8 protein-coding genes are annotated in these 9,770 nt (G+C 71.6%); 5 read left to right on the forward strand and 3 right to left on the reverse strand.

The window, feature by feature from the left end; translation table 11 throughout:
- Window positions 1–90 precede the first annotated feature (90 nt).
- Both aspS and ACF07V_RS30345 read left to right on the forward strand, forming a co-directional pair.
- Window positions 91–1,911, forward strand: coding sequence for an aspartate--tRNA ligase (aspS, locus tag ACF07V_RS30340; RefSeq protein WP_392158872.1), 1,821 nt, complete (start codon window positions 91–93; stop codon window positions 1,909–1,911).
- Between the two features lie 371 nt (window positions 1,912–2,282).
- Window positions 2,283–3,227, forward strand: a complete 945-nt coding sequence (locus ACF07V_RS30345) for an intradiol ring-cleavage dioxygenase (RefSeq protein WP_392158873.1) — start codon at window positions 2,283–2,285, stop codon at window positions 3,225–3,227.
- Here ACF07V_RS30345 and ACF07V_RS30350 read toward each other — a convergent pair.
- Window positions 3,224–4,000, reverse strand: coding sequence for a triphosphoribosyl-dephospho-CoA synthase (locus ACF07V_RS30350; RefSeq protein ID WP_392158874.1), 777 nt, complete (start codon window positions 3,998–4,000; stop codon window positions 3,224–3,226). The two genes, ACF07V_RS30345 and ACF07V_RS30350, sit on opposite strands and share 4 nt — an antisense overlap.
- A gap of 421 nt (window positions 4,001–4,421) precedes the next feature.
- On the opposite strand from ACF07V_RS30350, the gene ACF07V_RS30355 reads away from it, so the two are divergent.
- Window positions 4,422–4,775 carry a DoxX family protein gene (locus ACF07V_RS30355; RefSeq protein WP_392158875.1) on the forward strand — a complete coding sequence of 118 codons (354 nt, stop codon included), beginning with the start codon at window positions 4,422–4,424 and terminating at the stop codon, window positions 4,773–4,775.
- Window positions 4,776–4,861: 86 nt separating this feature from the next.
- On the opposite strand, the gene metG is transcribed toward ACF07V_RS30355, so the two are convergent.
- A complete protein-coding gene (gene metG / locus ACF07V_RS30360) occupies window positions 4,862–6,469 on the reverse strand; it encodes a methionine--tRNA ligase (protein WP_392158876.1) in 1,608 nt (535 codons plus the stop codon).
- Window positions 6,470–6,587: 118 nt separating this feature from the next.
- Between metG and ACF07V_RS30365 the strand changes: the two genes are divergently transcribed.
- Both ACF07V_RS30365 and ACF07V_RS30370 read left to right on the forward strand, forming a co-directional pair.
- Window positions 6,588–7,370, forward strand: a complete 783-nt coding sequence (locus ACF07V_RS30365; RefSeq protein ID WP_392158877.1) for a response regulator transcription factor — start codon at window positions 6,588–6,590, stop codon at window positions 7,368–7,370.
- Complete coding sequence (locus ACF07V_RS30370; RefSeq protein ID WP_392158878.1) at window positions 7,367–8,461, forward strand: sensor histidine kinase; 1,095 nt, start codon at window positions 7,367–7,369, stop codon at window positions 8,459–8,461. The genes ACF07V_RS30365 and ACF07V_RS30370 overlap by 4 nt, the downstream gene beginning before the upstream one ends.
- On the opposite strand, the gene ACF07V_RS30375 is transcribed toward ACF07V_RS30370, so the two are convergent.
- The coding region (locus ACF07V_RS30375) for a VWA domain-containing protein (protein ID WP_392158879.1) at window positions 8,458–9,770 on the reverse strand (1,313 nt) is incomplete at its 5' end. The two genes, ACF07V_RS30370 and ACF07V_RS30375, sit on opposite strands and share 4 nt — an antisense overlap.

Raw genomic sequence — 9,770 nt, forward strand, 5'->3', positions numbered from 1 at the left:
GTCTGCCCTCGTGTCCTGTGACATCTGTGACAGCGGTCACGGCCGGGCGACGCCCCACGACCCAAGATCCCGAAGACTGGATGAACGACGATGCATCGGTACAGGTCCCACACCTGCGGCGAGCTCCGCGCCTCTGACGTCGGCACCGACGTCCGGCTGAGCGGCTGGCTGCACAATCGGCGCGACCTGGGCGGCATCCTCTTCATCGATCTGCGCGACCACTACGGCATCACGCAGCTCGTCGCCCGGCCCGGCACCCCCGCCGCCGAGGTTCTCGACAAGCTGACGAAGGAGACCGTCGTCCGCGTGGACGGCAAGGTCGTCTCCCGCGGCGCGGAGAACGTCAACCCCGAGCTGCCGACCGGCGAGATCGAGATCGAGGCCGCCGAGGTCGAGGTCCTGGGTGCCGCCAAGCAGATCCCCTTCACCATCAACGCCGACGACGGCGTCAACGAGGAGCGGCGCCTGGAGTACCGCTTCCTCGACCTGCGCCGCGAGCGCATGCACCGCAACATCATGCTGCGCTCCGCCGTCATCGCCTCCATCCGCTCCAAGATGGTGGCCCTCGGCTTCAACGAGATGGCGACCCCGATCCTCGCCGCGACCTCCCCCGAGGGCGCCCGCGACTTCGTCGTCCCGTCCCGTCTGAACCCGGGCAAGTTCTACGCGCTGCCGCAGGCGCCGCAGCAGTTCAAGCAGCTTCTGATGATCTCCGGCTTCGACCGCTACTTCCAGATCGCGCCCTGCTTCCGCGACGAGGACGCCCGCGCCGACCGCTCGCCGGGCGAGTTCTACCAGCTCGACGTCGAGATGTCGTTCGTCGAGCAGGAGGACGTCTTCCAGCCGATCGAGAAGCTCATGACGGAGCTCTTCGAGGAGTTCGGCGGCGGCCGCCACGTCACCTCGCCGTTCCCGCGGATCCCGTTCCGCGAGTCGATGCTCAAGTACGGCAACGACAAGCCGGACCTGCGCACCGACCTCGAACTCGTCGACATCTCCGACGTCTTCGAGAACTCCGAGTTCAAGGCCTTCGCCGGCAAGCACGTCCGCGCGCTCGCCGTCCCGAACACCGGCGACCAGCCGCGCAAGTTCTTCGACTCCCTCGGCGACTTCGCGGTCTCCCTCGGAGCGAAGGGCCTGGCCTGGGTCCGCGTGGGCGAGGAGAACGCCCTCACCGGCCCCATCGCCAAGTTCCTCACCGAGGAGAACGTCAAGGTCCTCACCGAGCGCCTCGGCCTGGCCCCCGGCCACGCGATCTTCTTCGGCGCGGGCGAGTTCGACGAGGTCTCCAAGATCATGGGCCCGGTCCGGGTCGAGGCCGCCAAGCGCGCCGGCCAGTTCGAGGAGAACGTCTTCCGCTTCGCGTGGATCGTCGACTTCCCGATGTACGAGCGGGACGAGGAGACCGGCAAGATCGACTTCTCGCACAACCCGTTCTCCATGCCGCAGGGCGGCCTGCAGGCCCTGGAGACCCAGGACCCGCTGGACATCCTCGGCTGGCAGTACGACATCGTCTGCAACGGCATCGAGCTCTCCTCCGGCGCCATCCGGAACCACGAGCCCGAGATCATGTTCAAGGCCTTCGAGATCGCGGGCTACTCCCGTGAGACCGTCGAGTCCGAGTTCGCCGGCATGCTCCGCGCCTTCGAGTACGGCGCCCCGCCGCACGGCGGCATCGCCCCGGGCGTCGACCGCATCGTCATGCTCCTCGCCGACGAGCCCAACATCCGCGAGACGATCGCCTTCCCGCTCAACGGCAACGCCCAGGACCTCCTGATGGGCGCCCCGACCGAGCTGGACGAGTCCCGCCTGCGCGAACTGAACATCCAGCTCCGCAAGCCGGTCGAGAAGAAGGTCGTCACGGAAGACCGCCCGGTGACGGAGTCGGTCCACCCGGAGGCGGGCCGCTAATCAGCCTTTCGGCACCTGTGGGGCCCGGAACCGCGATGACGGTTCCGGGCCCCACAGTCGTTTCCCGGCTGCGCGAACGATCAGCGGCCCCTGCCCCCCAGCAACCGCGCCGGCTCAGGGCAGTCGCTGGTGCGGGCCGCTTCGTCCGATCTGGCCGCTCCTGGCCGCGCGGGCTTGTCCGGGTCCGGTGCGAACTCCGCTGGTGTACCGGTCCTTGGGCCACCGGCGCCGGGTGGGCCACAGCCTCGTGGCGGCCTGCGCGGCTCGGCGGCGTCCACGTCAGGTCGACGCCGTGAACGCCGACAGCACGCACAGGAACCCACAGCCCGCTCCCATGTTCCTGACAGGTGCCGTTCCTAGGGTCCTCGCCCATGAGTGAAAACCAGAAGCACAGGCGGGACATGACACGGCGGCGGGTTCTCGCCGCCGGTGGTGGCGTCGTCGTCGCGGCGGGGATCGGCGCCGGGGTCGTCTCCAGCGCCTCGGCCGACACGACCTCGGCGGGCGCCACGGAGAAGACGACGTCCGGCGAGGCCTGTTACCGGCTGACCTCGGAGACGACCGAAGGTCCGTACTACATCGACGCCGACAAGATCCGGAAGGACATCACCGAGGACCGCGAGGGCATTCCCCTCACCGTCCGCCTCAAGGTGATCGACTCCGAGAGCTGCGAGCCGCTGCAGGGCGCCGCCGTCGACATCTGGCACTGCGACGCGCTCGGGATCTACTCCGGGTACGAGAGCCTCAGTACGGGGGGCGGAGGCGGGGCCCCCGGGGGCAGTACGCCGCCGACCGGTACGCCTCCGACCGATGCGCCCACCGGGACCCCGCCCACCGGCGCTCCCACCGGTACGCCCCCTTCCGGCGGGCCCGGTGGCGGTGGCGGCGGTGGGCACGAGGAGCCCACCGACGACAAGCGGTACCTGCGCGGGACGCAGCTCACCGACAAGCACGGGTACGTGGAGTTCACGACCGTCTTCCCCGGCTGGTACCGGGGGCGCTGCGTGCACGTCCACACCAAGGTGCACGTGGGAGGGACGATGACGTCCGCCGGGTACGAGGGCGGGCACACCTGCCACACCGGGCAGCTCTTCTTCGCCGAGAGCGCCGTACTCGACTCGGCCGAGGTCGCCCCGTACTCCACCAGCACCACCGAGCGCACCACGCTCGACGCCGACACGATCTACCCCGGCAACGGGTCCGAGGGCGGTCTGCTCACGCTCAAGTACCGGGCGAAGAAGATCGAGAAGGGTGTCCTCGCCACCCTGACCCTGGGCGTCGACCCCGACGCGACCCACACCGGTACGGATTCCTAACGGAGCCCGTCCAGGAAGAGGGCAGCGGCCAGCAGGTGGCCGCTGCCCCGGGGGCTCAGGCCACGTTCCCGTAGGCGTACGTCGAAGGACGTCAGCGGCAGGCGGCCCGCCAGGACCTCCCGGGCTCCGTCCTGCACCTCCCGCAGCCCGTGCGGACCGGCCGCGTGGAGCAGGCCCGTGTCCTGGAGGGTCGTCATGACCGTGAGCAGGGCGTTCAGACGGGCCTCGGGCTCGCGGGCCCCGGCGTCGCGGGCGGTACGGAGGGCTGCCGACGCCCGCCGTACGTGCGGGAACCCGGCCCGCGCCTCGCCCCTCGCGCCGGCCGCCCCGTACCGGACCGAGACCGCCGAACCGGGGGAGGGGCGGCGGGGCGCCCGCGCGTCGGGATGCGCGGCGATCCGTCCGGCGAGGGCGGTGATCTCGTCCAGGTCCCCGGCGGGTGCGAGCGCGGCCGCCGCCACCAGCAGCCCCAGCGGCCACACGGCCCCGTGGTGGGTCCCCGTGCCGCCGTCCGCCCTCGCCATGTCGCGCTCCGTGGCCCGCCCGATCGCGCCCAGCTCCGCCCTGAGCGCCCGGCCCGGCTCCCCGATCCGCCGTGCGGCCGCCGCCATCGCGGCGAACCCGGGCTCCAGCGCCCGCGCGGACCACCGCAGCCCCGGCAGATCCGCCTCCCGCGCATCGGGAAGCCCCGGCTTGGGCGTCAGCTCCACCCCCGCCGACAGGCCTTCCACGGCGGCCCCGGCCAGCTTCTCGTCCTCACGCGTCACGACCATGCGGCGCACGCTAGGCACCGAACCTGAGCCCTGCGTCGGGACCGCCTGTGAGCCCGCTGTGCGCTCCCCGGGCGGGTGAGGCCGGAGGGTACGGATCGCCTCCCGCGGTGCGGTGTCCGTGAGGTCGCGACCAGTCCGACCGGTCCGACCGGTCCGACCGGTCCGACCAGTCCGCCGCGAACCCTCCGTCCGTCGCCGGCAGTCAGGCTCCTCGGTCTTCTTCGCCGAAGCGTTGCACGACGATCCACGCAGATTCCTCCGTCGGCGGCGTCGCCCGGTGCCACCACCTCGTGGACCCGGAGCCTGCTGAAGAGAGCCGGGGAAAGAAACTTCTCGGCAGCTGTCACACACTCCTCCTCGTCTCCGTCAGTGCAGTGTCCGGCTCGAACGAGGCGGACACGGGAAGGCCTAAGGAGCCGAGATGTTCGCCGAGATGTCCACCACCGCCATCGTCGTCACCGCCGTCGCCGCGTTCATGGCCGGGTTCTCCGGTGCCTCGATCTTCTTCAAGGCCAAGTTCACCGTCGAGCCCCTCGCCGAGTACGGGGTTCCGCAGGCCTGGTGGAACTGGCTCGGTGCCGCCAAGGCCGCCGGGGCCGTCGGGCTCGTCGTCGGCTTCTACATCCCGGTCATCGGGACGCTCGCCGCGATCGGACTCATCCTGTACTTCCTCGGTGCGGTGATCACCGTGGTCCGGGCCCGCGCCTACGCTCACGCTCCCTTCCCGGTCGTCTACATGGCGCCCGCCGTCGCCGCCCTCGCCCTGACCTGGTGACCCGCACGGAAAAGGCCGCCCTCCCGGACAGACACCGGGACGGCGGCCTTCTTCGTGCGTCAGTACGGACGTACGGGTGTCGTACGTCAGTCCTTCTTCGGGTCCTCCAGGCGCGGGAACAGCACCGCGCCCTTCGTCACCGTCGCGCCGGCCGGGAGCTGTCCCCACGTGGCGGAGGACTGGACCGGCTGCGCCGCCAGGGCGCCCAGGGACGCCTCGGCGCCCAGGGACTCCCAGAGCGCCTGCGAGGTCTCCGGCATGATCGGGTTGAGCAGGACGGCCACGGCGCGGAGGGACTCGGCGGCCGTGTAGAGGATGGTCGCCAGGCGGGCCCGGCCCTCCTCCGACTCGTCCTTGGCCACCTTCCACGGCTCCTGCTCCGTGATGTAGCCGTTGACCTGCTTCACGAAGTCGAAGATCGCCAGGATGCCGCCCTGGAAGTCCAGCTCCTCGCCGATCTTCGCGTCGGCCGTCGCGACGGCCTTCGCCAGGCCCTCGTGGATCGCCTTCTCCGCGTCGCCGTCGGCCGTCGACGCCGGCAGCTCGCCGCCGAAGTACTTCCCGACCATCGCCGCGACGCGGGACGCCAGGTTGCCGTAGTCGTTCGCCAGCTCGGACGTGTAGCGGGCGGTGAAGTCCTCCCACGAGAAGGAGCCGTCCTGGCCGAAGGCGATCGCCCGCAGGAAGTACCAGCGGTACGCGTCCACGCCGAAGTGCGAGGTCAGGTCCTGCGGCTTGATGCCCGTCAGGTTCGACTTCGACATCTTCTCGCCGCCGACCATCAGCCAGCCGTTGGCCGCGACCCGGCCGGGGACCGGCAGGCCCTGCGCCATCAGCATCGCCGGCCAGATCACCGCGTGGAAGCGCAGGATGTCCTTGCCGATGAGGTGCACGTTCGCCGGGAAGGTCTCCTCGAACTTCGCCGGGTTCTCGTTGTAGCCGACGGCCGTCGCGTAGTTCAGGAGCGCGTCGATCCACACGTAGATGACGTGCTTCTCGTCCCACGGGACCGGGATGCCCCAGTCGAAGGTCGAGCGGGAGATCGAGAGGTCCTCAAGGCCCTGCTTGACGAAGTTCACGACCTCGTTGCGGGCCGACTCCGGCTGGATGAAGCCCGGGTTCGCCTCGTAGAACTCGAGCAGCTTCGGGCCGTACTGGCTCAGCTTGAAGAAGTAGTTCTCCTCCTTGAGGATCTCCACCGGCTTCTTGTGGACGGGGCACAGCTTGGTGCCGTCCTCCGCCTCGATGAGGTCGCCGGGGAGCTTGAACTCCTCGCAGCCCACGCAGTACGGGCCTTCGTACCCGCCCTTGTAGATCTCGTCCTTGTCGTACAGGTCCTGCACGAACTCCTGGACGCGGTCCGTGTGACGCTTCTGCGTCGTACGGATGAAGTCGTCGTTCGCGATGTTCAGGTGCTCCCAGAGGGGCTTCCACGCCTCCTCGACGAGCTTGTCGCACCAGGCCTGGGGCGTGACGTTGTTCGCCTCGGCCGTGCGCATGATCTTCTGACCGTGCTCGTCCGTGCCGGTGAGGTACCACACCTTCTCGCCGCGCTGACGGTGCCAGCGCGTGAGCACGTCGCCTGCGACGGTCGTGTAGGCGTGGCCCAGGTGAGGAGCGTCGTTGACGTAGTAAATGGGGGTCGTGACGTAGAACGCCTTCGCCCCCTGCTTCTCGGATCCAGTGGCCGCCATGGTCGAAATCCTAACGGCCCGACGAAGATCCACTCACATCCATAAAGCGGGGTTGTGGATAACGGTGGGTGTGGGGGTGGGGGCCGTCCCCGTGCTCCTCCTCGGGAGGATGGGCCGCATGCGTGTACTCGTAGCCGAGGACGAGCGGGACCTCGCCGCGCTCCTCGCCACCGGCCTGCGGCGGGCGGGCTTCGCCGTCGACACCGTCCACGCGGGCGACGACGCCCTGGAGCGGCTGGGACTGTACGTGGACGACGGTGCCCCGGGCGATCCGGTCGCGGCCGGCCCCGCTGCGTCCCGTACCGCCGGTCCCGCTCCGTCCCGTACCGCCGGTCCCGCTCCGTCCCGTACCGCCGGCCCCGCTCCGTCCAGCCCCTACGACGTGCTCGTTCTCGATCGTGATCTGCCCCGCGTCCACGGTGACGACGTGGCCCGGCGGCTCCTCGCCGCCGGATCCCCCACCCGGATCCTCATGCTCACCGCCTCCTCCGCCGTCGAGGACCGCGTCGAAGGCCTCGACCTCGGCGCCGACGACTACCTCGGCAAGCCCTTCGACTTCCCCGAGCTGGTCTCCCGGGTCCGCGCCCTCCGGAGGCGCTCCGCCCGGCCCGCCCTGCCGCCCCTCCTCGAACGCCACGGGCTCGTCATGGACACCGTCCGGCGGACCGCCGCCCGTGACGGGCGGGACCTCGACCTCTCCCCCAAGGAGTTCTCCGTCCTCCAGATCCTCCTGGAGGCCGACGGCGCGGTCGTCTCCGCCGAGGAGCTCCTCGATCGTGCCTGGGACGCCCACGCCGACCCCTTCACCGGGGCCGTACGGGTCTGCATGAGCAAGCTGCGCGGGAAGCTCGGCGAGCCGGGACTCGTCCGGACCGTGCAGGGCGTGGGGTACGTGCTGTGAGCGAGTCGATCCTCGGCGCCGGGTCCACCATCCGCACCCGTATCGCGCTCGTCCACGGAGCCGTCTTCCTGGTCCTCGGCGCCCTCCTGCTGCTCGTGGTGAACCTGCTGGTCAGGGCCGGTACGGACGCCGACACCGAGGCCATCGTCGCGCGGGCGGACGACGTCGCCGTCGTCGAGGCGTACCGGATCGGCGACGACGTCAGCCGGGCCGCCGGCGAGCAGATGCTCATGTGGTCCTCCCTCGCCCTGCTCGTCATCGCCTGTGGCGCCGTCGTGGTGGGGTGGTGGACCGCCGGGCGCGTCCTGCGGCCCGTCCACGAGATGACCGCGCGGGCCCGGCGGCTCTCCGGCCTCGACGAGAGGCTCGCCGTGCGCGGGCCCGACGACGAGCTCAAGGAGCTCGGCGACACGATCGACGCGCTGCTCGGACGCCAGGAGACCGCCTTCGACAGCCAGCGCCGGTTCATCGCCAACGCCTCCCACGAGCTGCGGACCCCGCTCGCCACCCAGCGCGCCGCGATCCAGATCGGGCTCGACGACGACTGCGAGGTGCGGCAGGTCCTCCTCGACGCCAACCGGCGCAGCGAGCGCCTCATCGACGGGCTGCTGCTCCTCGCGCGCAGCGAGCGGGGGCTCGCCGAACGGGAGGACGTGCGCTTCGGCGACGTCGTCTCGGAGGAGTACGCGCACGCGCGCGTGGTGGGTGACGGGGGCGTCGTACGGGGGAGCCGGGTGCTGCTCGCGCAGCTCGTACGGAACCTCGTCGCGAACGCGGAGGCGTACAACCTGCCGGGTGGCGGTGGCGAGGTGGCGGTACGGGTCGAGGAGCCCGGGGTCCTGACCGTCGTCAACACGGGGCCGGTCGTTCCGGAGGGCGATGTCGACGGGCTCTTCGAGCCCTTCCGGCGGGGGGAAGGGCGGGACCGGATGGGGCCCGGCGCGGGGCTCGGGCTGTCCATCGTGCGGTCGGTCGCCGTCGCGCACGGGGGTGCGGTGCGGGCCGTGGCGCGCGGCGAGGGGGAGGGGGGTGGGCTGGTGGTGACGGTGACCCTGCCGGTCACCGTCACCACCTCCCCTTCCCGTTCCTAGAACTCCAGGCCGGAGAGCAGACCCCGGTAGAAGGCCGCGTGCGCCGTCTCGACGGGGGTCACGCCCGCGAAGTACGTGGCGGTACGGGGGGTGCCGTCGAGCTTCCGGAGGTAGTCGAAGGCCTTGTTGTCCTCCTCGCCCCAGGCCACGAACCGCCAGTGCAGCGGGCGGTCGGCGGCCTCCGCGAGCGCCTGCGTGGCGGCCGTCTTCGACTCCGGGGCGCCGTCCGTCTGGAACACGACGAGCGCCGGGCGGGCCGGGTCGTGCTTCTCGTGGTGCGCGAGGACCTCTTCGACGGCCCGGTGGTAGTTGGTACGGCCCAGGCGGCCGAGGGTGCCGTTGACCTCGTCGATGCGGGTGGGGGTGAGGTCGGCGGGGGTCAGGTCGACCGTGCCGTCGATGTCCGTCGAGAAGAACACGGTCGTGACGGTGGCGGCCTCGTCGAGGTGCGCGGCGAGCGCGGTGACCTGCTCGGCGAGGCGCTGCACGGAACCGTCCTTGAAGTACCCGCGCATCGACCCGGACCGGTCGACGACGAGGTACACGGCGGCCCGCGCCCCCGTGAGCCCCTGCTTCTTGAGCTGCGCCCCGGCGGCCTTGTACGCGTCGGCGAGATGCGGGGCGGAGGCCTTGAGGGCGGCGAGGGGAAGGGCGGGGGCGCCTTCGGTGACCGGCACCTCGTCGGCCCGAGCCTCGTCGGCCCGAGCCTCCGGCTCGGCGGGGACGTCGGCCGAGGGCTCGGCGTCTGCGACGGCGACCTCGGCGTCCGGCTCGGCGGCCTCGGCGGCGACCTCGGCGACCGGCTCGGCGGCCTCGGCGGCGGGCGCCTCTTCCTGCTGCTCCGCAGCAGCTTCGGGCGCGTCCGCATCTGCGGCGACAGCCGCAACCGGCTCCGCCGGGGTGGCGGCCTCGGGCTCGACCGCTTCGGCGGCGTCCGCCTCCGACTCGGCGGGGGCGGCGACCTCGGCCTCCGGCTCCGCCGGGGCGGCGACCTCGGTCTCGGGCTCCGCCGGGGCGGCGGCTTCGGCCTGCGGCTCGTCTGCGGCGTGAGCCTCGGGCTCCGCCGTGGCGGTGACTTCGGCCTCGGCCTCGGCCGGGGCGGCGACCTCAGCCTGCGGCTCGTCCGCGGCGTCCGCCTCCGGCTCCGCCGGGGCACTGGCGTCGGCCTGCGGCTTGTCCACGGCGTCAGCCTCGGGTTCCGCCGTCTCCTGCGGGGCGGCTTCGGGCGCGTCCGTGTCCACCGCGATGGTCGTCTCCGGCTCGGCCGGGGCCGTGGCCTCGGCCTGCGGCTCGTCCGCGGCGTCCGCCT

This window comes from Streptomyces sp. NPDC015661 (genome assembly GCF_043077765.1).
Lineage (GTDB): Bacteria > Actinomycetota > Actinomycetes > Streptomycetales > Streptomycetaceae > Streptomyces.

Coding starts and splice junctions, on each gene's coding strand:
- ACF07V_RS30345 (WP_392158873.1), top strand. CDS start 2,283: ATGAGTGAAAACCAGAAGCACAGGCGGGACATGACACGGCGGCGGGTT.
- ACF07V_RS30365 (WP_392158877.1), top strand. CDS start 6,588: ATGCGTGTACTCGTAGCCGAGGACGAGCGGGACCTCGCCGCGCTCCTC.
- aspS (WP_392158872.1), top strand. CDS start 91: ATGCATCGGTACAGGTCCCACACCTGCGGCGAGCTCCGCGCCTCTGAC.
- metG (WP_392158876.1), bottom strand. CDS start 6,469: ATGGCGGCCACTGGATCCGAGAAGCAGGGGGCGAAGGCGTTCTACGTC.
- ACF07V_RS30350 (WP_392158874.1), bottom strand. CDS start 4,000: ATGGTCGTGACGCGTGAGGACGAGAAGCTGGCCGGGGCCGCCGTGGAA.
- ACF07V_RS30355 (WP_392158875.1), top strand. CDS start 4,422: ATGTTCGCCGAGATGTCCACCACCGCCATCGTCGTCACCGCCGTCGCC.